The following is a 22,270-nucleotide window of genomic DNA, read 5'->3' on the forward strand; positions in this document are numbered from 1 at the left end:
CGAGACCTGCTCGAGAGATTTCTAGACCTCGTTCACTTGCAGCCGTGCAAGAAGATCTCGCGCGCTTTTCAGTATCCACATATCCGTCCAACGCCGGCCGCCTTGATGCTCAGAGCTTGATGCGTTGAAGCTCTGCCTGAATGAGATCGTGGTCGATCGCGGTGGGGTCGAACGTTTCGCCGTACCAGTCGATCATGCGTTCGTGCTCCGGGTGGGCGGAGTCGGCAATCGCCTCGAGGAACCCAGCGTAGCCATATGGGCCGCCTACATCTTCGGGCGGGCAAGCATTGGCGCCGCCGAGGTATACGGGCGTCGGGCAGGCATCCGCCGGCAAGACCTTTTCCACCTTGATCTTGTGCTCCCAATCGTCGCCGAAGTCGTAGACGTACCGCAATGAGGCGGCGCCGCCCAGGCTCTTGCTCAGCCTCACTCTTACTTCAGAGACTACCGATTTGTCGTCGAACTCCGGATCGGGGATGCCATAGCGCTCTCCGGCGATTTCGAACTCATGCAGATGGTAGTCGTACCAGCCCATCGCGGCTTGTATGACCCGATGTAATTTGGCGAGCGTGATCGTCTCTGGTACTAGAACTCGCCGCCAGATCAGCGGCTTGATTCCCGACAGTTCGATCTTCAATTGCAGCAGTTGTCGCGACGAACGGGAAGTGGTTTTTCATGCAGCCATCTCACGCGGCCTCTTGCAGGACGGGGTGCATTTCGATATTCCGGGGATCCGACAAAACAAAAAGCCCGTCACTCGCATGACGGGCTTTTTCATTTTATCGCTAAATTTCAGCGATAAAACCGTTTAGCGCTCCAGGAACGGACGCAGCTTGTCGGCGCGGCTCGGGTGCATGAGCTTGCGCATCGCCTTGCTTTCGATCTGGCGGATACGCTCGCGCGTGACGTCGAACTGCTTGCCCACTTCCTCGAGCGTGTGATCCGAGGTCGTGTCGATGCCGTAGCGCATGCGCAACACCTTCGCCTCGCGCGGCGAGAGCGCCTTGAGCGCCTCGTCGATCGCGGCGCGCATGTTCGCGTGGATCGCCGCATCGGCCGGCGATGCCGAGCCCGCGTCTTCGATCATGTCGCCGAGCGTCGCGTCGCCATCGTCGCCCACCGGGCTTTCGAGCGAGACCGGTTGCTTGGCGATCTTGAGGATGCCGCGCACCTTCTCTTCGGTCATGCCCATGCGCGCGGCGAGATCGGCCGGATGGGCTTCCATGCCCGTCTGCTGCAGAATCTCGCGCGAGATGCGGTTCAGCTTGTTGATCGTTTCGATCATGTGCACCGGCACGCGGATCGTGCGCGCCTGGTCGGCGAGCGCGCGCGTCACGGCCTGACGCACCCACCATGTGGCGTACGTCGAGAACTTCCAGCCGCGGCGATATTCGAATTTGTCCACGGCCTTCATCAGGCCGATGTTGCCTTCCTGGATCAGGTCGAGGAACTGCATGCCACGGTTCACGTACTTCTTCGCGATCGAGATCACGAGACGCAGGTTGGCCTTGACCATCTCGCCCTTCGCCTGACGCATCTTCGCTTCGGCGGCCGTCATGCGGCGGTTGATCGCCTTGATCTGCTGCAGCGAGAGCGACGCGGCTGCTTCGATCTCGGCGAGCTTGCGCTGTTCGGCGTGGATGGCCGGCAGGCTGCGCTCGATGGCGGGGCCGTACTTGCTCGAGGCAGCGGCGGCGCGCACGCCCCAATCGAGGTCCGTCTCGTGGCCCGGGAACTGCTCGACGAAGGCTTCGCGCGGCATGCCGCAGCGGTCCACGACGATCGCCAGCACGTTGCGCTCGATCGCGCGGATCTGCGCAACCTGCTCGTGCAGCAGCGTGCACAGACGGTCGATGGTGCGGGCCGTGAAGCGGATCGGTGCGAGCTCGGTCTGGATGTCCGCGCAGATCTGCATTTCGGCGGCCGACGCGCGTGCGTTGGCATCCGTCGTGCACGACATCTGTTCGAAGAGCGTGCGCACACGGGCGAAGATGGCCAGGCTGTCGGCCTTCAGCTGCGCGAGCAGGGCTTCGTTGGCCTTGCTGTTGTCGCCGCCATCGTCTTCGTCGCCGTCCGAGTCGTCCGACTCCTCTTCCTCCGAGGCCTGCGCTTCGATCTCTTCATCGGCGTCGGCGTCGGCCGCCGCGGGCTCTTGAGCGGCTTCATCGCCGCCAATGCCGTCGACGAGCTCGTCGATGCGCATTTCCTCAGCCGCGACGCGGTCGGCGTCGGCGAGAATCGTCGCGACGATCGACGGGCAAGCCGCGATCGCCTGGATCATTTCCTGGAGGCCGTCTTCGATGCGCTTGGCGACTTCGATTTCGCCGGCGCGCGTGAGCAGCTCGCTCGAACCCATTTCGCGCATGTACATGCGCACGGGGTCGGTCGTGCGGCCGAATTCCGAGTCGACCGTCGAGAGCGCGACTTCGACTTCCTCGTCGGCTTCGTCGTCAGCCTGCGAGTCTGCGCGCGCATCTTCGTTCAGCAGCAGCGTGTCGGCGTCGGGCGCCTGCTCGTAGACCTGCACGCCCATGTCGTTGAACGTGGCAACGATCGTTTCCAGCGCGGCCGTCTGCGCGAAGTTGTCGGGCAGGTGGTCGTTGATGTCGGCGTGCGTCAGGTAGCCGCGTTCGCGGCCGAGCTTGATGAGCGCGCGCATTTGATGCTGGCGCTTTTCGAGTTGCGAGCCACCGTCCATCTGAGTCGTATCGCCGGTCTTGTCCTTGGCTGCGCGGCGGGCGGGGCGGGCAGACGAGGGCAGCGCGTCTTCCCGGTCATGGCTTGTCAATACAATCTCCTCGAAAGGATTTGCCCAGCGAGGGCAAAAAAGGGTCACGCGCCAGCGGCGTGGCGTCCTGGCGATGACGAAAAAATGCAGGGGAATGGGCGGAGGCGAATGCCGGTCCCGCCGAGCAAGCGCCAAACGCACAATGGCGTGGCGGCCTGGATTTTCGTGCAATGCAGAAAGATCGCGTATGGTAGTGCGTTCCGCCACGTGAGGCAACCGTAATCGTCGCTTCGGCGCACCTGGCAGGGTCGCCCGGGGTCGAAACGTAATTGAAAGGTCGTCAAGGTGGCGGTTTTTGGCGCTTCGCGGCTTTCCACGCGCGTGATTAGACGCGATTCCGGGACGATGGTTCGCTCGTTTTATCTCGCCAGATAAAACGGGCGCATTGCCTGGAATTCCGCCGAAGAGACGCCTGGGTGCACGAGACGCGCTGCGATCGATCCCCGCTGTGCCGATTGCAGTGCGCCGCAATATAAGAAGAACGCCTGGACATGCGTTTGGGTTGACCGTCGTGTCCTCTCCGGCGCGTTATGGCGGAAATTCGGCGTATTGCGGTAGCGCATCGGCAATCTCGTGCCATGGTGCCTTGGAGCCGACAAAGATGTGTCCTTGGGGGTGGATGGACGGCGTGTCGATGAGCGTCCCCATCGTGACGTGGACGAACGCCCCTTCGCGAACTACGGAATACAGCAGCGAGCCGCAGTGGCGGCAATGAACGTCGTGTGCGGCGCCTGGATCGCCGTAGACAAGCAGATCGCCCTCGCCTTGTTCGAGACGCAAGCTCGCGCGCTCGATGCCCGCGAACGGCTTGAACGCCGAGCCCGTGGCGCGCCGGCATTCCGAGCAATGGCAATTGAAGGCGTAGCCGAATGCGTCCGCGACGTGATAGCGCACGGCGCCGCACAGGCACTGGCCGTGCAGCGTGGCGTGGGTATTTTCAGCCGGCGTTGAATTCATGGGAGCCAGGAAGCAAACGAAACGTTACCGACGCGCCGTGTTGCGCATTGCCGTCTTGTTTATAGACGACCGTCGCGAAAAGGCGTGTCTCGTTGTACAGCAGTCCGTGCGCGGCGAAAGGTAACCACTTATGGGATTTTGCACCCTGCAAATTGGCTTGCCGCGCGCTGCGACCGCCCCGCAAGGCCGATAGAAGCCCCTCAAACCCCATCCAGCGCACCTTTTAGTCTGTTGGCGCACATCAAATGGGACCCATCACGCTGCGCCCGGTCCCAAATCCGGTTACCTCACTCACAGCCATTCACGGCGACGACCGGACCAGCCAGCCACAACGGCTGCGCTTATCCGGGCCGTTCCCTCAACTCCTTCAGTCCCTTGATTACGACGAGCAACGCGCGGCCGTGCTCCTCCGAGCCGTCCCACACGTCGACGATGGCGTTGCGCAGCAGCTCGTTATAAGCGGCCGCGTGCCGCGAGGCGGGCTTCACGCCGTAGAAACTGCATAGCTTATTGAATGACGCACTCCGGCGCAGCCTGCGGCCGTTCGACAGCCGAAGCCGTGAGACCGTTGGCTGGCTGACCCCGGAAAGCCGCGCAATTTCGCTGGACGAGCGTGCGTCGGCCGATAGCCGGCGCAGCAGTTCCTGCACGGGAAAATCAGTGTCTGGGGCTTCCATGTCATGCATTATACCTATACAGTAACGTTTATTGAATTGCTCGCCGGATTGGCGGGCACGCTGCATTCCGAGGAAGTCGATGGCACTGAAACACCTACCGCCCACGTTTTGCTGGTCCAGGATCGGATCGGAGACGGGAGAAGATCTCCCCACGATCGTCCTTCGCAAGGAGTGGGAGCGCCGGTTGGGGGGCGGGCGGTTTCTGTGGGGCATCAACCAGTCGCTCGGCAGCAGCGCGCAGGTCGCCGCGCTGCGCACGGGCTCGCTCCTCGCGCTGTTCTCGCCGGCGGCCAGCCGTCCGCGGGTTGCCGACGTCAAGCGTGAAGACGCACTCGTCTGGAACGCGTGGGTGGACGCGAGCGGCCAGGTTCGGCCGCTGCCGCAGCACGTGTTCGTCACGAGCCGCACGCGCTTTCCTTCGGGCAAGCCGCGCGATCATCACTACGCGCTCGTGTGCGCGTCGCCCACGGAACTCAGCATCGGCAGCAGCCTGCGCGTGCAGCCCGAGCGCCTGCGCAGCGTGAGCACGGCAAAGGCGCCGTGCGCGACGCAGGGCACGGTGGTGGTGGACCGCGTCGAGCGCGCGGCGCCAAAGGCGGGTGCGGAATTCGGCGCGAAGGGGTATCCCGTCGCGTTTGGCGTGGAGCTCGAGGCGCCGTATTTCGTGCGTCTTGCCCAGCCCACGCGCGTAAAGGCGCGCGATATGGCGGCGCTTCACGAGGCGGTGCGCAATGCCGACTTCGAGGCGTATCTGGAACTCACGAAGCGTCTGCGCAGCGAAGCGCCGGCGCAGCATGCGCGTGGCGTGACGAGCGATCTCTTCGACCTGCTGGCGAAGGCGCGCGACCTTGCCGCGATGCGTTCGATCTCGCGCGACACCGACTTCGACGCCTATGCCGAGCGGGCGCGCAGCCGCTGCGGTGAAACTTCGGCGCTACTGGCGCGCGGTGTCACGCGCGAGCTCTTTGCGCGCGACCTCTTCGATATGGCGCCGGCGGAGCGCACGGCACCCGCACGGCGAGGCGGGGGGGCTCGCGCCAGGAGCGCGTCATTCGGGGCGTCCCCCAAGGGGAGCACTCTCGGGGTGCAGGGGGACTTGCTGCACTGCGTCCCCCAAGGGGATTTGCTACGCGGCACAGACTGGACGCAATTAACAATGGAACTCATCCATGGCGATCAACACCCGTTCAAGCGAGGCCGAGGCCGCCCGACGCTTTCTTGAGGCCAGCCGCAACGTCGATCAGGCATTCCGCGCCATGCGCGCCGTGCACGACGAAAGAGACGACTCGGACCGGACACTGGCCTGCGGCGCGGCCCAGTCGCGTCTCGATCTCGCGCTGGACGAGCTGGCCCGCGCGCAGGCGTTGTTCGACTCAGTGGCGCGCGTGCAGGGGCGGCGGCGCGTCCGGGGCGGGATGGATGCCTGAAAGATCGCGCCAGGCGGCCCCCATCACTGACATGCCGAAATGACGCGCGAGGCCGCGCAAACCGGCGTGGGCCCCATGGCGCTGGTGGCCGTCGAGCAACAGCTCGCGCCCCAACGGCGCATCGTCGAAGACGATCTCGCCGCCGCGCTGCTGCCCGCGCCCGCCCGCTGGCTCATCGCGTTGATGGGCCAGCGCACGGCGGCGCACATGGCCGCGATGGCCGAGCGCAAGTATCCGGGCTTGTGGGGCGGCATGCTATGCCGCAAGCGCTATATCGACGAAAAGCTGCTCGAAGCGCTCCCGCAAATGGAGGCGTTCGTGAACCTCGGCGCGGGCTTCGATACGCGCGCCTACCGGCTGCTGCGCGGCACCACCGTGCATGCGTGGGAGCTGGATCAGCCGGTCAATATCGCGGCCAAGCGCAAGCGCCTCGCGAAGCGCTTCGGCGCGATACCGTCATTCGCGACGCTCGTGGCAGTGGATTTCGAGCATCTCGCGCTCGATGCCGTGCTGGCCGCGCAAGGCTATACGCGCAACCGTCGCACCTTCTTCGTCTGGGAGGGCGTCACGCAATATCTCGACGAGGCGACCGTGCGCGCCACGCTCGAAATGCTGGCGCGGGCCGCGCCCGGCAGCCGTCTCGCGTTCACGTACGTGAGCAAGGATTTTCTCGAAGGGCGTGTACCGCCCGGCCAGGAAGCGCTATATGGGCGCTTCGTCTCGCGGCAGGCGATCTGGCGCTTCGGCCTCGATCCCGAAGCGGTGCGCGCGTTTCTCGCGCCTTACGGCTGGCGTGCGATCGAGCAGCCCGAGCCCGAGGCGCTCGCACGCCGATACATCGCCCCCACTGGCCGCCCGCTCACCTGCATGCCGATCGAGCGCACGGTCTATGCCGAGCGCGTCTAGCCCCACCGCCCACTCTAGCCCCGCTGGCACCGTGGCACGCGCGGCAACTACTCGCGCGGCTCTGCCTTGAGATCGAGCAGTTGTGCGACGAGCGGCCAGCGTCCGGCGGCTGCCTGCCAGGCGTCCTCGGCCTGCACGTCGAAATAGCGCTCGGCGTCCACGCCCTCGACGAGTCGCGCGAGCGCGTCGATATCGCCAGGCAGGCGCGCCACGTTGCGTGCGCGCCGCCCGTTCAGCCAGCGTCCCAGCGCCATTTACTTGCCTCCTTGCACCCAGACGCCATCCGGCGTATGGATCACGTAGCCGGTGGGCGTGGTCATCATCACGGTGCCCTCGTTCTCGCCCACCATGCGCGTTTGCGGCAGGTTCGTCGCATATTGGGCGAGCGGCTGGGCCCCCGGCAGGAACGGGCTGCTCGCGACGAGGTTCGAGAGCAGTTGCGCGAGCGCGAGATAGCTCGTGGGCGTATCGATCGTGACCGGCCCGCCCGCGTGCTCCGTGCCCGCACGCAGGCCCACCACTTTCACGCCCACCGGCACGTGCACGATGTTCGGCGTGGGGATCTCGCGCATGCCCGCGATCTGGTTGTCTTCGCCGCGCAGCGCCGCGCCATGCTCGGGCACGAACACGATCACGGCCTTGCGGCCCGACTGTGCGACGAGGTCGATCAGCTTGTCGACGTCGCCGAGCAGCGACTGCAGACGGATCGGATAGGACTGCAGGCTCGTGAGATTGGCGTTGGCGCCGGGCAGGCGGTTGCCGTCGTGCATCGTCACGGTGTTGTAGTAGAGCGCGACCGGCCCGCCGCCAGCGGCGACGCGCTGCTTGTACCAGCGCGAAAGCACGTCGTAGTCGCCCACGAGCGGCGAGCCGTCGAACTCCTTCATGACCACGGGCAGGCCGTCGTTCGGGGGGATCGTCACGCCCGGCAAGCCGATTTCCTTGAGCACGGTGCCGCGGAAGTCGTCGAAGCGGCCATTGTGGTTGAGCAGCGCGTTCGGCGTGTAGCCCGCCTGCGCGAGCTGCGCGAACAGGTGGCATTCGGGCGGCGCCGGATCGTAGAGCGCCTTGTGCGGCTCTTGCCCGCAGGTTGCGCGCAGCACGCGGATGGCCGCCGGACCGCTATAGCTCGCGCCGGAGCTGAAGTTCGTGAAGATGTAGTCGAAGCGCGAGAAGAGCGGGTTGTTGCGCATCTTCACGACGTCCATATCGTCCCACGAGAGCGAGCAGATATGCACGACGATGATGTCGAACTGCGCGCTGGCGTCGCTCGTGAGCGGCGTGAAGTTGACGTGGCGGCCTTCCTCATTGGCGCGGAACGCGGCGAGCTGCTGGTCGTAGTCGCCCACCTGATCGTTGCGCGGCTCATTGCCGGTGCCGTTGGTGTTGTCGCCCTGGTCGCCGTTCTGGGCGAGCGCGCTGGTGGCGTTCGCGATCAGCGTGCCCGCGCCCTGCCATAGCGGCACCGCGATGAGCGCGATCAGCACGAGCGTCGTCACGCGGATCCAGCGATTGATGAGGAAGTAGAGCAGCAGGGCGAGCGCCGCGCTCACGACCATCGATAGCGACACCACGCGCCCGATCAGCTCCAGCATGTACGAGGCCTGGAAGGTGAGCAGCACGGGGATCTGCGAGATCGCGCGCTCGATGGGCGGCATGCTCGACTCGTGATAGACGAGCGCGATGCCCGCGACGATCGCCAGCACGTTGCGCACGATGCGTAGCCAGCGCCGCTTCACCGGTATGAGCAGCGCGAACGCGAACAGGATGTTCAGCACCCAGTCCGCTGTGAGCTTGCCGACCGAGAAGAGGTACAGCTTGGCTAAGAAGTAGAGATTCCAGAGGCCCATGTTCAGTCGCGTTCCAGCGTGAATTCCGTGTCGTTATGGCGTGCGTGCAGTGTGTGTGCGTCGCGCCCTGCGTGCTAGCCGTGTCGTCGCTGCGTCGTGTCTGCGTTGTCTCGCTCACGGCTGGCGCGCCGGGTTGCCCCGTTCGGGCCGGCGCCGCGTGAAGAGGTTCTCGAGCGCGTCGAAGAACGCATCGGCGAGACGCAGATAGCCCTGCCAGCTCAGCGTGATCAGTTCGACGAGCCCGTTGAGCGGGGCGTCCTCGCGTGGCACGTCTTCCCATTCGAGCCAGGCGTCGGCGCGGCCGAAGGTGCACTCGACGAGCCGCCGCTCGCGCTCGATCGTCAGGTCTTCGAAGCGTACGCCCAGGTGCCCGTTGGCCAGACGCGCGACCACGGCCGGGAAGTCGTGCTCGAGCGTGCCGCGCGAGAGGCACACGCTCACGCGCTCGCCGGTCGCGAGCGTTTCCGCGCCGGCCTCGGGCGGTAGCACGAGGCCGAGGCCCCCCATCGAATAGTTCTCGGTCTTGCAGGCGAGCGTGCGGCCGTCGGGCAGCGTGAGCATGGCGGGCACGCGCAGCGGGATGCGGTGGGCGACGCGCACCTGGCGCGCTTCCTTCGCCACGCCCACAGCGAGGCCGAGCACCGTGAGGTTCACGAAGGCCCAGAACAGGTTCATGAACACCGTGGCGGGCTCGTCGCTTTGCCAGATCGTGAGCCGCCCGATGCCGGCCAGCACGCCGATCGCGTTGAGGCCGAGCAGCACGAGATACGGCGTGGAAATGGTCCAGTCGAGATAGTCGCGCTCGATGTGGCCGCCCTTGGAGGTCACGTTGAACTTGCCGAGCTTCGGATTGATGAACGCCATCGTGGTCGGCAGCACGATGTACCAGGCGAGCACGCTCTCGTAGGCTTCGGCCCAGAACGAATGGCGATAGTGGCCCTGGATGCGCGAGTTGGCGATGGCGGAGATCAGCAGGTAGGGCAGCACGTAGGCGAGGATCACGGGGGCAGCCGTGTTGATCACGTGCAGCCCGAAAAACAGGAACGCGCACGGCATCACGAGGAAGATCAGGCGCGGGATGCCGTAGAAGAAATGCAGCATCGCGTTGCTGTAGCACAGGCGCTGGAAGAACGAGAGCCCCTTGCCGAACCACGGGTTGTCGACGCGGAAGATCTGCGTCATGCCGCGCGCCCAGCGGATGCGCTGGCCGATATGCCCCGCGAGGCTCTCGGTGGCGAGGCCCGCGGCCTGCACGGTGCGCAGGTACGCCGAGGTGTAGCCCTCGCGGTGCAGGCGCAGCGAGGTATGCGCGTCCTCGGTGACGGTCTCCACGGCAATTCCGCCGATCGACTCGAGCGGCTTGCGCTTGATGATCGCGCACGAGCCGCAGAAGAAGGTGGCGTCCCAGAAGTCGTTGCCGTCCTGGATCAGGCCGTAGAAGAGGCTGCCTTCGTTGGGCACGCGATGGAACGTGTCGAAGTTGCGCTCGAACGGATCGGGCGAGAAGAAGTGGTGCGGCGTCTGCACCACCGCGCATTTCGGGTCGGCGAGGAAGGTGCCCACCGTGGTCTGCAGGAACGAGCGCGTGGGGATGTGATCGCAGTCGAAGATGGCGATCAGATCGCCCTGGGTGAGCGGCAGTGCGTGATTGATGTTGCCGGCCTTGGCGTGCGTGTGCTCTTCGCGGCGGATGTAGCCCACGCCCACCTGCGCGGCGAAGTCGCGGAATTCGTCGCGGTCGCCGTCGTCGAGGAGGTAGACGCGCAGCTTGTCGCGCGGCCAGTCGATCGTGCTCGCCGCGAATACGGTTGGACGCACGACCGAAAGCGGTTCGTTATAGGTCGGAATGTAGATGTCGACCGTCGGCCAGTCGGCGGGATCGTCGGGCAGTGCGCTCGGCTTGCGGCGCAGCGGCCATGCCGTCTGCACATAGCCGAACACGAGCACGACCCACGTGTAGAGCTCGGCGGCGAACAGCACGTAGCCCACGAAGGCCTCGGCGGGGCTCGCCAGATGCAGCGTCTGGGTGCTGCGCCACCAGACGTAGCGGCCCGTCATGAGGATCGAGAGCATCACCATGAGCATGGTGGCGAGATGCCCCGGGATGCGGCGCGCGACCATGACCATGAGCCACACGAGGAAGAACAGCATCACCTGGCTGCCGAGCGGCAGCGGGGTCGTGCAGATCGCGACCGCCGCAGCGAACGCGAGCCACAGCAGACACTGGCGCAGGAAGGGCACGCGGTCGAGCGCGGCGGAGCCCCGTTCGAGGCGCGCGCTGATGCCGTCCCAGTCGATGGCGGGCAGCCGTGCCGTCAGCGCCGCGTGGCCCTTGGCGACGCGCCGGTAGACGGGCTCGAGACGCTTGTCGAGCCACACGCGCAGCGCGATGCGTTGCGGATGCGGGGCGGTGTGCTGCTTGCGCAGGTCGGCGGCGAGACGGCGGCGCGCGCGGCGCGGGCGCAGGAACAGGCGCAGGAGCCACGCGCTCTTGCTGCGGTCGTCGCCCACGTCGAGCTGGTCGGCGATCTCGCGGCCCAGCGCCGCGAACGCGAGCGCGGGCCAGTCGCGCTTGCCGGGGCGCGGCGGCCGGAAGAACAGGCGCAGCAGCCACAGGCCGAACGCGGCGTCGGCGGCGACGCTCAGTTCGCGCGCGCCCACCCGGCGCAGGCGCGCCCAGAACGACGTCCAGAGCCCGATCGCCTGCGCGCGCATCATCGGCCGGCCCCCGTTGCGCCTTCGGGCACGTTCTCCGGCGTTTCGGCGCGCGTGTTCGTCGCCCAGTGCGAAATCCACGAGGCGATGCCGTTCAGGTCGTGCGCGGCCTGCGAGGCGGGTGCGCTGCGGCAGAAGTTGGCGCCGGCCGCGAGCGCGGCGGGCACACCGGTATCGGCATGCACGAGATACGGCAGCATGGCCGCACCGAGGCGCGCGCGCAGCAGCACGACGAGATCCGAGTGCAGCGGCCGCGCGGGGACGACCGCATTCGCAACGAACGCTGCGCGCTTGCCTGTGCGCGCGAGCGCCGCGGTGAAGCGCGGCAGCGTCGCGCAAGTGGTGGCGTCGGGCGTGAGCACGCCGAGCACGAGGTCGGCGGCGTCGATCGCCTGGCGCGCGTGCGGCGAAGGCCAGGGCGCGGCGTCGATGAGCGCGATGCCGTTCGCCGGCAGGTCCACGCGCGCGAGCCGCTCGCGCAGCCAGGTGCGGTGGGTGTCGAGGTGGGCGGCGCCGTCGTCGTCGTCTTCTTGCGGCGCGCTGCCCCAGGGGAGCACGAGCACGCCGTCGTCGCTTTGCAGCGCGGCGCGGGCCCAGCCGTCGCCGGCCGGATTCGTACCGCGCAGATTCGTGACGAGGCCTTCGCGCGCGCTGTCGCGCAGGCCGAAATGCAGCGCCAGCACGTTGCGCGGATCGCATTCGACGGCGAGCGTCGTGTGCGAGCGCGCGGCAAGCAGGCTCGCGAGCGCGGCGGTGAGCGTCGTGCGGCCCGCGCCGCCCACGGCGGAGACGATCGCGACAGTTCTCATGAGCGAGGCTCCGCAAGGTTGGCCGCTACGGCCGGGGTGGCCGCGGTGGGGGGCACGGACGAAGGCCGGCGCACCACGACATCGGTGCGGCGCTTGCCGCGAATCACGAGGGCGCCCAGCTGCGGCGGCAATTCGAGCGGCCGCGAGCGCACGGGCTTGGCCCAGTTGGGCACGAAGCGCCCGAGGCGCAGTCGCCACGCGAGCCACCAGAGCGGCGCGGCGAGCATCAGCCCCCAGACGAAATAACCGAGGAAGATGTTCATGTCAGTCTCCGCCGGGCAGGGAGTGCAGTGAGCGTGGGGTCTTCATATCAGCGGCGTTCCTGGGCTTTGAGCGGCAGCGATACCGGGCGTGGCTCGGCGCGCGGCGCTTCGCTGCCGTCCGATTGCCACGTGCTGGGTGCGGGCACGGCAGTGGCGAATGCGGGGAGTGTCGGCAGCAGGCCGCCGGCTTGGGGCACATCGGGCGCGGCGCTGTTGCCGGTCGCGGCGACAGCGTTTGCGGTAGCACTGCCGCCAGCGGCGCTTCCATCCGGCGTGCGTGCCGCCGCCGCGTGTTCGCCCGCCGGCGCCTGCGGTGCGTCCGGCGCATTCAGCGCGAGCCAGCCCGAATAGTCGGGCGGCGTCTGCGCCTCGATCTCGTCGGTCAGCGTCTCGAGCAGCGCCGCGATCGATTTCGGGTCGCCGCAGCGCTGCTCGCCCTGGAAGAGCTCGGCGAGCGCTCGCTTGAATACGCGCTGGAGCACCGCATCGGCGTCGCCGAGGCGGCACGCGAAGAAGAACACGTAGAGGCTGTCGCCCGCGGCCGTCACGATGTCGCCCGCGCGCCGCAGCACGCAGGCCTTGAGCGCGTCGACGTGGGCCACTTCGGGCATCAGCGCGAGCCGGATCAGCACGCTCGGCAGCTGGATCACGCGGCTGCGCTCCACGGCGGCGCCCACGAGCTCGACGAAGCGCGTCGCGCCCACGTAGCCGGTTTCCTCGCCGTGCATTACGCCGGCAAGCGCCTGGCGGTAGTCGGCGGGCACGGGCCGCGAATACACCTGGCCCTGCAGGCTCTCGACGATCGCCTCCACCTGGGAGAGCGTCGTGTGGCGCGCCACCACGCGGTTCGCGCCCAGATTGAGCATCAGCGATTCGTAGCGCATTGCCACGGCTTCCTCGCGCACGATGATCTTGAGCGCGTTGCCGCATTGCAGCCGCAGCGTGTGCACCTGCTCGGCGAGCGATTCGAGCTGGCGGCTCGCGCCGAAGTCGAGGATCACGGTGGCGGCGACGGCGGTGCGCGCGGCAGCAAGCGCGGCTTCGTTGTCGTCGACCACTTGCCAGCTGGGCGGCAGCACACGCTCGTTGAGCACGGCGTCGCGCGAGGTGATCACACGGCCCTCGTCGGGCGCGAGCAGACCCACCACGTCCATTGAACGCTCGACCGTGCCGCTCGTGCTCGTGACCATGAGCCGGTGATCGACCGCCGCGAAGCGCAGCGGCAGCGACTGGCTGCCGAGCACCGTCTCGCCGGCGCGCCAGAACGCCACTTCCCAATGGAACTGGCCCTGCGTCTGCAGCAGTTGCGCGGCACCGGCGAAGCGCGCCTGGAAGGCGGCGAACTCGGGGTGCGCCTCTTCGTCGCCAAGGCCCGGCGGCTCGGCCACCAGCAGCACACCGTGGCGGTGCTGGGTGCACCAGTTCGCGAGCTGCGCGCCCTGGCGCGCGAGCGTGGCGGCGTCTTGCCAGGCGAAGAAGGCTTCGGCGCCTTCGATGTAGAACTGACTCGCGGGCGCCGCGCACTGGTTGGCGAGGGCGTCGAGTGCCTCGATCAGCACCTGTGCGCCGTCGCGGTCGGCGAGCGGGACGAGCGAGCAGACGTTGGCCCAGTGATGGGTCGCGCCGGGCCGGTCGATGTCGATGCCGTGATCGCGCAGCGTGGCCGCGATGCTCACGCCGTCGCGCGTGGAGAGCACCGTCGCGGGGCCTTCGAGCGCGGCGGCGGCGGTCTGCCAGAACAGCGCGTCGCGCGCCGGCGAGGCGCTGGCATAGACGACGTGCACCTGGCCCGGGCCCAGCGCGGCGAGCGCGGGCGGCAGACCCTCGATGGCGAGCGGCGCGCGCCGCGAGAGGCGCGCGAGCAGCGACGGGTGCGGCTCGCGGCCGGTGCCCATGGCGGCAGTCGCCACGCCGGGCGTCGCTACGCCGGACGCAGCGGCGCCCGCCGCGGACGCGTGGGCGCCAGCGGGTGGCCGTGCGGGCGGCGCCGGTTCAGAGGCGGAGTCGCGTGCGGGCTCGTTCATCGTCGTGTCTCCGGCAGCGCGGTTTGCATCGAAATCTTCATACGACGTCTCAATAATCTGAGTATGGCCTCACTGGCGTCGGCGGGTAAGGTACCGGGCCATGCTGCGGCGAGAAGAAGTAGCGCAGATACACGAGCCCCACATTCGGCGCATAGTCGCGCGAGCGGTCGAGCCGGAAGCGCCCGCCCGCCACGAAATGCGGGGTGATGCGGTACTCGAGCGCCGCTTCCACGGCATAGCTGAAGCCGCCGCCCGAGCCGCCGCCGAAGTACGGGTTGCCGGCCGCGGCCTGGAGCACCGGATTCGTGGGGAAGTACGGCGAGCGGTCCTCGTTCGTGAACGAGACGCCGACCGAGCCGTCGATCTCCCACGAGAGCTTCTGGTAGCGGCCTTTCCAGTCGAGCGGGATGCCGAACGAGAGGTAGCTCTGCGGGCTGTAATAGCCGCCGTTGCCGAACGTGTAGAAGTGCTCGTTTTTCGAGTACTGCCAGTAGTTGATCGTGAGGCCGCTCGAGACGTCCTGGTCGGGCCGCTTCCAGACCGTCCAGTCGTAGCCGCTGCGCACCTTGAACTCCTGGTTGGTCGGCACGTTGGAGCCGGTCAGGAGGCCGAAGCCGAGGCTCGTGAAGAGCGTGCCGGGACCGAAGTCGTGCGCGCCGCGCACTGTGATGCCATTGCGCACCACTCCGCCCCAGGTCTCGCCGGTGACCGGGTCGCGCCCGCCCGCGTAGGACACGAGGCTGCTGGTCATGGCGCGGCGCGAGACGTCGACGGACACCGATGCGCGCGAGAAGTCGTAGCGGTACAGCAAGCCGCCCAGCACGCTCGAGATCGGGAAGCCGAGCGGCGTGGAGCCGATATCGGCGCGCCAGTTGGTGTTCGCGCGGTTGTACTCGTAGCCCGCCGCCAGCGCGACGCCCCTGGCGGTCTCGTTGATCGACGGAATCCTGTTCCTGGTCGCGGCGTCGACGGCCGGAACCGTGCCGTAGTCGTAGGACCCGAGGCTGCCCGCGGGCAGCGTGCCGGCGTTCAGATAGACCGTGTCGGCGTGGAAGAAATAGTGGCCCGTGTAGCCGTCCGGAATGCGCACGTAGAGCGGAATTTCCGTGGCGTGCAGCTCCGAGATGCCGGGGTCGCCCGAGAGGTTCGACTGATACCACTCGGTTGCGACCTGCCCCTGGCGGCGGTCCTCCAGCCCCTGCAGCGCGCGGCCCGCGGAGGTCAGGCCGTCGGGGCCGGGCTGCTCGCCTTCGGCCTGCTCCTGCGTGAGCGAGCTGCGGTAGAGGCTCGCAGCCTCGTTGTAGTCGCCGCGCGACTGCGCCACGCGACCGGCCTGGGTGGTGACGTCCGAGCGGTCGGGGTAGCGCGCGCGCAGCGGGTCGATCACGTCCTGCGCTTCCTGGTCGAGCCCCTGCGCCGTGAAGCGCCGCGCGATGGACAGGCGCGTATCCACGTCGTCGGCGGGGGTGTCGGCCAATACGTCGCGCACCATCTCGGCAGCCTCCCGGTCGCGGCCCATGCGTTCCAGCATACGCGCAACCGTCAGACGCGCATCGGCATCGCCGGGCTGCTGCACCAGCACTTGTTGCGCGGACGCCATCGCGCCCTTGTAGTCGCCCTTCGCCTCGAGCAGGTCGGCCTGCTCCAGCAGCCAGCGGCGGTTCGACTTGAGCCGTTCGGGCACGGCGTCGAGCGTGCGCTGCGCGCTCCTCAAGTTGCCGCTTTCGATCAGGCGGTCGGTCGCGCGCACGGCGAGGCGCAGCTCCTGGTCGTCGAGGTCGGCGCGCTGTTCGTCGGTGAGGCCGGGCCGCGCGCGCGTGGCGTCGATCCACTTGGCCCAGTCGTCGTCGCGATTGGCGGCGGCAAGCAGCTCGCCGTAGCGCACGCGCGCGCCGTTGGCCGCCGGATCGTCGGGGTGCGCCGCGAGCCAGTCCTGCACGAGCGCGAGACCCTTGTCCGTTTCGCCGATGGCGATCCATTCGCGCCCCACCGAGGCCAGCATTTGCGGGTCGTTCGTGGCGTTGGCGTCGGCGGCGGCCGAGTCGAGCACGGGGCGCGCCTCGTCTTCCTTGCCCTGCGCGATCAGCTGGCGGGCCTGCGCAAGCTTCTTCTGTGCCGCGAGGTTGCCCATCAGCTCGCGCATGCCGGCGCTGCGCTCGGCGGCCGGCACGGCGTCGAGCTGGGCGGTGGCGCCGTCCACGTCGTCCACCGAATTCAGATAGAGCGCTGTGGCGTAGTGCATGTCGGGCGACTGCGAGACCTTCAGGCCGTCTTCCATCACCGCGCGGCCGAGCGCGGGCAGCCCGAGATCGCGGTACTGGCGCGCGAGCGTGAAGCGCAGCCAGGCGTCGTCGGGCGTGAGGCGCACGGCGTCCTCGAGCTTGGCGATGGCCGGACTCTTGAGGTTCTCGGCCAGCAACTGGTCGGCCTGGATCGCGAGCAGCTCGGCATGCAGGCGCTTGAGCTCTGCTGTGGAGCCCGTGAGGCGCGGCGTCGTCGCCGTGATGAGCGGGCCGATCTCGTTGTCGCGATGGGTTGCGCGCAGCACCGTCACGAGGCTGCGCAGCGCGTCCATGTCGGGCGTTTTCGCGTCGACCAGCGGGCGCAGCACGGCTTCGGCCTCGGTCCACTTCTTCTGCGCGATGAGCGAGTCGGCGAGGACGTGCTCGGCGTCGGTGTTGCCCGGATCGAGCTTGAGCGCCTCGCGGGCGAGCGCCTCGCCCTGCTCGGGCTGGCCCTGCGAGTTGGCCGCGCGCGCCTTGGCAATGGTGCCCCAGATCGTGGCCGTCTTTTCGAGGCTGCGCCACTTGCCGGCGTTGTCGGGGTCGAGTTTGAGCGCGCGCGCGAACAGTTCACGCGCTTCGTCATGGCGGCCTTCGCGCAGGCGCACGAGGCCGAACGCGCCCAGCGTCGCGCCGTCGTTCGGGTTCGCGCGCTGGGCCGTCTGCAGCGAGGCTTCGGCATCCTGGAGATCGCCGCGCTGCAGTTGCGCGAGGCCACGCTCGCGCGCGGCCGCGCCCGGACCCGCCGGACGCGCGCGCGCGGCGGTCGATGCGCCGCCCGACGCCTTGCCCGCTACGATGCTCGCCGGCGGCACGTAACTCTTGCCGCTCGCCGCTGCCGCGTTGGCCTGCGCGACGCCCTTCGGCCCGAGCTTCTGCGCGAGGTCGGCGACGGTCTGCTGGGCGTCGGTGTCGTCGGGCACTTCCTGCAGGTAGCGCTGATACCAGACGTAGTAGGCCGGATCGTCGCGGCCCGCGCTGTTGAGCGCGGCACGCCAGTAGTCGAGTGCACGCGCGCGGTTGCTGTCCTGACGCTGATAAACGCGATAGATCAGGTTCAGGCCTTCCATGCGCGTGTTGGGGCGGTCGGTGAGCAGGTCACCGAGCGTCAGCGCCGCGACCGTATCGTTCGGGTTCTGCTTGATCCGCGCGCGCAGCTCGTTGATCACTTGCACGCGGCCGTCGGCCGTGCCGGCGATGATGCGGTAATAGTCCCGCTCGAGGTCGCCCTTGGGCGCGCCGTTCGGGAACAGCTTGCGCATGCGCGCCGCGGCTTCCTCGCCCTTGCCCGCGTTCGCGAGCAGGCGGATCTGCGCAAGCTCGTTCTTGTCGGTCGTGGCGAGGCGGTAGGCGTCGGCGAGCTCCTGGGTCGCGCTCGCGTTCGGCGCGGTCTTTTTCAGTTGCGCGAGGATCTTCGCCGCCTCGGCCGTGTGGTTCAGGCGTAACTCGATCTGGCCCATCAGCGCAAGCGCGTCTGCCTGCTGCGGATCGAACAGCAGGGCCTTCTGCACGAGACCGCGCGCGACGTCGGGGCGGTTCTTCGTCATCCACATGCGCGCCGCCGACAGCAACTGCGCGGCCTGCGCCGAGGGTGCGGCGGCGTTCGCGGCCGGTTGCGGGGCGTTTTGCGCGGACGGTGCGCCCTGCGCGTTTTGCGCACGCGCGCCGCAGGGCAGCGCCGCGATCAGCAGTGCTAGCAGCGGCGTGAGCGAGGGCGCGCGGCGCGGCGGCCTCGCGGGGAGGGTCAGCGCGGTGCCGGGCATCGGGTCGTCCATGCGGGCGCGACGCGGCCTTGCGCGTCGAAATGGTAGAGGCCTTGCAGATAGCCGAGGCCGAACAGCATCAGCACGCTGCTGTAGTAGCCGGGCGGCGACTTCTGCGCGAGCGCGCGGCTGCGCTGGACCTGCGCGTCGGCGAGGTCGGTGCGGCCCAGCGCCGAAAGATACGGGGCGACCGCTGCGGAGAAGCCGCCATTGCCTTCGTTCGGTCCCGCCGTGCCGGTTTGCGTGTCCACGCGCTCGGGCGGGAAGCCGTGCGCCGCCACGAAGCTCGAGAGCGGCGCGAAAGTCGCGAGCGTGGCGCTGCGCAACGGATCGTCGTAAGCGAGCATGCCCGCCCACAGGTAGACGCGGATCGCGTTATAGGCGCTTTCGGCGTGAGTCTGCGCATCGGGGGCGAAGGCGCCCTTGCCGCCGTTCTGGGCGCGATATTCCACCCAGTCCGGCGAGTAGCCGTGCGGCGCCGTGCCGTTGACGAGCTGCGTCGAACTGTCGAGCATCGCCTTCCATTCAGGCGCTTCCGGCGCGGCCTGCAGTGCGAGCGCGAAGCGCCGCATCAGCTGCAGCGGCACATAGCTCGGATTGAGCCGCCACGTGTTCTTGTCGAGCTTGAAACCCACCGGCCCGGGCAGCACGGTGCGGCCGAGGCCCGGCAGCTCGGCGCTCTCCTGGCGCACGATGTTGCGCGCCATCAGCATGCCGAGCGCGGTGTAGCGGCGCTCGTTCCAGAGGCGCCCCGCTTCGAGCAGCGTGTAGGCGATCCAGAGGTCGGCGTCGCTGGCGGAGTGCGCGTCGATCACACCCCACGCGGGCTTTTGCGCATGCGCACCACCCGCGTCGCTCGCCGCGCCGCTGGCGGTGGCGCCCGATGCTGCGGAGGCGGGCAGGGCCGCGCCGTCTTCGCCGATATCGGTGCGCCCCCAGATCCACGCGGGCAGGTGGGTGGCGAGATCGCCCTGGGCGAGATTGTTCTCGGTCCACGTGAGGACCTTGTCGAAGCTCGCGCGGTCGTTCGCGACGAGCGCGAAGAACAACGCGTAGGACTGGCCCTCCGACACGGTGACCTGGCGCGGCGTGCTCGCGTCGATGACGCGGCCGTCGGCGCTGATCAGGTCGTGCTTGAAGGTGTTCCAGTCGGGCCATGCGCAGGCGGCGGCCGGCGAAGACGGCGCTTGCGCCGTGCCGCCCGCGCCCGCCGCCGCGGACGTGCCGGCTGCATGGGCCACCTCGAGAGGCAACAGCGGCGCGAGCACGCAGGCGCTGGCCGCGAGCCAGCGCGCGAGGCTGGACGATGCGCGGCGCATGATCAGTCTCCGGTGCGGCGCAAGGCCATGCGGCCCAGCGCCCAGAACACCGTGAATGCGACGATGAGACCGGCCAGGATGCCCGCAAGCGCCATCAGCGACGGATAGCGCGAGATGTGCACCCACAGGCGCGCATACCACGGCAGGTCGCCGACGAAGTAGCGCTCGCCCACGCGCAGACCTTCCACCTCGCCGTGCCGCACGACGCTCAGGTCGCCGTGTATGAGCGCGACCGTGGTGCTGTCCTGCAGGGCGTCGAGCACGTCGCCGAGCTGCGCCGAGGACGTGCTGGTGAGCGCCACGACGCTGCGGTCCGACGTGAGCGGCGACTCGAACCCGATCAGCGCGGCCATCGGCCCGCCGAGCGAGACGATCGAGCGGCCCTTGGGCGTGGCTTCGTCGTCGTCCTCGGTGCCGCCGAGCCAGCCCGGCCAGCCGCCCTTCTGGTCGCGCGTCGCCACTTCCGTCTTGCCCTGCTCGATGAGCAGCGGCAGGTCTTTGCCCCACTTGGAGAGCAGATTCGCGGCCGAGCCCGAGCCGATCACGAGCAGATCGTCGTCACTCACGCTGTCGATCTGGCTGGCGGGCGTGAGCTTCACGCGCAGCGTGGGCAGGCCGGTCCATTGGCCCATGTGGCCGAGCATCGTGAGCAAGGCCTCCTGATCCTTCGCGTCGGGCGCGTCGGGAATCACCACGGCCGTTTCCGAGAGGTCCGCCATGCGCGTGAACGGATAGCCGCTGTTGGCGAAGTAGGCGAGGTTCGGCAGCGCCGTGTAGTGCGCGAAGCCGCTGAAGTCGACCACCGAGTCGGGGTCGACGGCGGCGCGCGCGACGTCGGCGGCCGTCGACGAGCACAGGCCCGTCTTCTGCGAGTCGATATGGAACTGGAACTGGAACTGGTTGTTCGAGCCCACACGGAACGCCGGAATCTCGAGGTTGCTCGTGGCGCGCGCATCGGTGCCCGAGAGCAGCGGCACGGCGATACGCGTCTCGTCGGAGGCACGCGTGATCGGCTTCAGGCGCTGCGAGCGCACGAGCTGCTCGTTGATGCTCACGTTGAGGATCGAGTCGTTCCACGTCGACGGCGCCGTGTAGCGATAGCGGATGTCGAGCGGCACGTTGCTGTGCGCCCACGCGTAGAGGTCGGCCGGCACGCGCATGTTCACGCGGATCGCGGGCGGGTTGTAGCCCGAGACCTGCAGCTGCTGCGGGTCGCTCACGAGTTCGCGCAGCATCACCGGGCGGTCGGTGGGCACCCAGTTGGGCGCGTCATAGGGCTTGCGCGCAGGGCCGAGATCCACGGACTGCACCACCACGCTGCTGCCCGCCATGCCGGCCTGGCCGAGCACGAGCGCGTCAGCGGCCTTCTCGAGTTCCTCGGGCGTGCGGCCCGCGAGCACGAGCAGCTTGCGGCCCGATTGCGGATCGGCGGCGGGATTGTTCATCACCGTGATCGTCGGGCCCTTGATCTCGGGCAGCGTGATGCCCTCAGGCACCTGGCCCGGCAGCGCGAACGCGATGGCATTGGCGTCGGCGGGCGCTGTGCGCGCGACAGGAAAACGTGCGCCGCGATAGCTCGCGAGCGCGCCGAACCACGACGCGACTACGCCCGCCGCGCGCAGCGTGGGCACGCCCGCGTTGGCCGCGAGCACGAACGGCAGGCGCAGGAGGCTTTGGTCGTGCTTGTCGAAGAACGGCGCGGGCAGCAGCCCGAGACTGTTGGGCAGGTCGATGGCCGCCGTATTGAGCGTGAGCGTGCTTTCAGGCGCGACGTCGGCCCACAGTGCCGAGTGATACGGGTCTTCGCAGTGATCGAGCGTGTAGTGCGCGATCATCTGCACGTTGATGCGATTGAAGTCGGTAAAGAGCCGCGGATCGAGATTGATCTCGCTCGTCACGAGTTGGCCGGCCGTTTCCTTCACGAGCGGAATGGTGGCGACCACTTCGCCGTTCACGAACACTTTCAGATGCGACAGCGGATAGATGAGCGACGGCGAGTACGTATAGAGGAGCCGCAGCTTCGCGCTGGTCACGACCTCGTCGGTGCGCACCTCGACATTCATGTAGCCGGTGGGGTCGAGCCCGCGTAGCTCCAGCGGGCCGTAGGAACCCAGTTGACGCAGCGTGAAGACGTGCGTGCGCGGCAGGCCCATCGGGGCGGATGCGGCATTGGCGGCGGCGGGCATCGCGATCGTGCCGGGCGCGGTCTGGATGACGGCGGGGCCGCTGCCGCCCGCGGTGGTCGCGATGGTGCCGGGCACGCCGCCCAGCGAAGCATCGGGGGAGCCGGCGGTGGTGCTCGAGGCTGCGGAAGCCGGCGCGGCAGGCGCCGTGGCGGATGCTGCGCCGGGAGTCGCTTTGACAGCCGGCTTGTCGGCTGCAAGAAGGCTGGACGTCAACAGCAGGCCAGCCGTCAACGCGCCAAGGCGGACAGGTACGGAAACTCGCATCGCAAACGGCCCCTTGTTGTGTTCGCGACGGCTACCTCCG

General features: G+C 68.3%; 15 protein-coding genes and 1 pseudogene. 3 read left to right on the forward strand and 13 right to left on the reverse strand.

Translation table 11 applies throughout. From position 1 onward, the window contains the following. Positions 1-109: 109 nt before the first annotated feature. The 4 genes from BO1_RS54195 to BO1_RS36375 all read right to left on the reverse strand — a co-directional run bounded on the left by BO1_RS54195 (position 110) and on the right by BO1_RS36375 (position 4,422). Positions 110-637: a plasmid pRiA4b ORF-3 family protein gene (locus BO1_RS54195; protein WP_245643987.1), complete on the reverse strand. Its 528-nt coding sequence runs from the start codon at positions 635-637 to the stop codon at positions 110-112. A 171-nt stretch (positions 638-808) separates the two neighbouring features. Next, positions 809-2,788 carry an RNA polymerase sigma factor RpoD gene (rpoD, locus tag BO1_RS36360; protein ID WP_028221776.1) on the reverse strand — a complete coding sequence of 660 codons (1,980 nt, stop codon included), beginning with the start codon at positions 2,786-2,788 and terminating at the stop codon, positions 809-811. 528 nt (positions 2,789-3,316) lie between these two features. Continuing rightward, positions 3,317-3,745 carry a GFA family protein gene (locus BO1_RS36370; protein WP_043288044.1) on the reverse strand — a complete coding sequence of 143 codons (429 nt, stop codon included), beginning with the start codon at positions 3,743-3,745 and terminating at the stop codon, positions 3,317-3,319. A gap of 341 nt (positions 3,746-4,086) precedes the next feature. Continuing rightward, positions 4,087-4,422 (reverse strand): helix-turn-helix domain-containing protein, encoded by a 336-nt coding sequence (locus BO1_RS36375; protein WP_028221778.1) that lies wholly within the window; start codon positions 4,420-4,422, stop codon positions 4,087-4,089. Between the two features lie 79 nt (positions 4,423-4,501). On the opposite strand from BO1_RS36375, the pseudogene BO1_RS54200 reads away from it, so the two are divergent. From BO1_RS54200 to BO1_RS36390, 3 genes and pseudogenes are all read left to right on the forward strand, one after another. Then, positions 4,502-5,431, forward strand: a pseudogene (locus BO1_RS54200) (hypothetical protein); the annotation flags it as partial. Positions 5,432-5,591: 160 nt separating this feature from the next. Then, complete coding sequence (locus tag BO1_RS36385) at positions 5,592-5,849, forward strand: hypothetical protein (protein WP_028221779.1); 258 nt, start codon at positions 5,592-5,594, stop codon at positions 5,847-5,849. A 39-nt stretch (positions 5,850-5,888) separates the two neighbouring features. Beyond that, positions 5,889-6,755 (forward strand): SAM-dependent methyltransferase, encoded by an 867-nt coding sequence (locus BO1_RS36390; protein WP_028221780.1) that lies wholly within the window; start codon positions 5,889-5,891, stop codon positions 6,753-6,755. 47 nt (positions 6,756-6,802) lie between these two features. Here the strand turns inward: BO1_RS36390 and bcsR are convergent, their stop codons facing one another. From bcsR to bcsB, 9 genes are all read right to left on the reverse strand, one after another. Then, on the reverse strand, positions 6,803-7,009 hold the full coding sequence (gene bcsR, locus BO1_RS54205; RefSeq protein WP_043288046.1) for a BcsR/BcsP family cellulose biosynthesis protein: 207 nt from the start codon (positions 7,007-7,009) through the stop codon (positions 6,803-6,805). Beyond that, entirely contained in the window at positions 7,010-8,605 is a 1,596-nt protein-coding gene (bcsG, locus tag BO1_RS36400) for a cellulose biosynthesis protein BcsG (protein ID WP_028221781.1), read from the reverse strand. A 114-nt stretch (positions 8,606-8,719) separates the two neighbouring features. Next, a complete protein-coding gene (gene bcsA / locus BO1_RS36405; protein ID WP_322788553.1) occupies positions 8,720-11,323 on the reverse strand; it encodes a UDP-forming cellulose synthase catalytic subunit in 2,604 nt (867 codons plus the stop codon). Beyond that, positions 11,320-12,129 (reverse strand): cellulose biosynthesis protein BcsQ, encoded by an 810-nt coding sequence (gene bcsQ, locus BO1_RS54210; protein ID WP_063744741.1) that lies wholly within the window; start codon positions 12,127-12,129, stop codon positions 11,320-11,322. The genes bcsA and bcsQ overlap by 4 nt, the downstream gene beginning before the upstream one ends. After that, positions 12,126-12,392, reverse strand: coding sequence for a hypothetical protein (locus tag BO1_RS54215; RefSeq protein WP_043288049.1), 267 nt, complete (start codon positions 12,390-12,392; stop codon positions 12,126-12,128). The genes bcsQ and BO1_RS54215 overlap by 4 nt, the downstream gene beginning before the upstream one ends. A 47-nt stretch (positions 12,393-12,439) precedes the next feature. Next, positions 12,440-14,416 carry a cellulose biosynthesis protein BcsE gene (gene bcsE / locus BO1_RS36420; RefSeq protein ID WP_245643988.1) on the reverse strand — a complete coding sequence of 659 codons (1,977 nt, stop codon included), beginning with the start codon at positions 14,414-14,416 and terminating at the stop codon, positions 12,440-12,442. Between the two features lie 49 nt (positions 14,417-14,465). Continuing rightward, positions 14,466-18,473 (reverse strand): cellulose synthase subunit BcsC-related outer membrane protein, encoded by a 4,008-nt coding sequence (locus BO1_RS36425; protein ID WP_245643989.1) that lies wholly within the window; start codon positions 18,471-18,473, stop codon positions 14,466-14,468. Next, positions 18,443-19,780: a cellulose synthase complex periplasmic endoglucanase BcsZ gene (gene bcsZ, locus BO1_RS36430; protein ID WP_028221785.1), complete on the reverse strand. Its 1,338-nt coding sequence runs from the start codon at positions 19,778-19,780 to the stop codon at positions 18,443-18,445. The genes BO1_RS36425 and bcsZ overlap by 31 nt, the downstream gene beginning before the upstream one ends. A gap of 2 nt (positions 19,781-19,782) precedes the next feature. After that, complete coding sequence (bcsB, locus tag BO1_RS36435) at positions 19,783-22,230, reverse strand: cellulose biosynthesis cyclic di-GMP-binding regulatory protein BcsB (protein WP_028221786.1); 2,448 nt, start codon at positions 22,228-22,230, stop codon at positions 19,783-19,785. Between the last annotated feature and the right edge of the window lie 40 nt (positions 22,231-22,270).

This window comes from Paraburkholderia oxyphila NBRC 105797, assembly GCF_000685075.1.
In the GTDB taxonomy this organism is placed as follows: domain Bacteria; phylum Pseudomonadota; class Gammaproteobacteria; order Burkholderiales; family Burkholderiaceae; genus Paraburkholderia; species Paraburkholderia oxyphila.